1 protein-coding gene is annotated in these 881 nt (G+C 49.1%); it reads right to left on the bottom strand.

What is annotated here, in order from left to right:
* Positions 1-881, bottom strand: an 881-nt coding sequence (locus ACVRRC_RS21985) for a hypothetical protein (protein ID WP_472997574.1), incomplete at both ends; no start/stop codon positions are given.

The following is an 881-nucleotide window of genomic DNA, read 5'->3' on the forward strand; positions in this document are numbered from 1 at the left end:
CAGCTTGGCCGATTGATGCTGCCGCACTGAACTGGGCGAATGTATGCGCATCTTCCTGCGTCATCCCTAATGAAGAGAGGCGTGCAGTATCCTCATTGATCCGCTGAGATAAGTCTTCGCGACCTGCTAACACTTGAGTCAATGCAGCTTGAGCCTCGTAGTTTCCACCGATAGCTTGAGCTATCTGTGCAGAGTTCATACTCTGGCCCAGTGAGCTACTCATCGAATACTGCTGCGCTTCAGAATAGGATTTTTGAGCCGACTCCTGCTTTTTATAAGCTTCAGCGTATTGTTGAGTTGCCGCAGTGCTTTGCCCAGATGCTTGCATACTGCTGTAATAGGCCATTGAAGATTGTGACCTGATTTGGCTAATTTGAGAACTCATCGCGTCACTATTTGAGGCGTTATCACTGCTTGAATAACTTGCATCAGCCGTGTGAGTTTTCCCTTTTGAAGCTGACTCATTACGCTGTAAAGATGCCGACCCAGAAACGGAGGCACCTGAACCCCCAATTTTCAAACCAGCAGATGCCTCGGCGCTACCTTGCACAGAGCCCATGTTTAACGCTGTCAACGCTTCAGCTTCGGATGTCCCGTTACGCGAAGCAACGTCTTGAACAAATGAACGTTGGGATGAGGTTAGTGAACCTAATGCTGCCTGCATCGCATCTTGACTTTGCTGAGATTGGGTGCCGTTTCTCATACTTGATGCAACTTCTTGGAACATTCTCCCTTCGGATGCTGACCGTTCTACAGAGGCTGATTCAACGTTCTGCTTAGCGCTGGCAAGGTTGGTTGAGGCAGATTGCTTCATGTCAAACTTAGGCAATGCAGAAGATGCCCCACCCATGACAGTACCGCTGGAGCGGTCATAGTTCACA

It is taken from the genome of Stutzerimonas sp. LR2 (genome assembly GCF_055755175.1).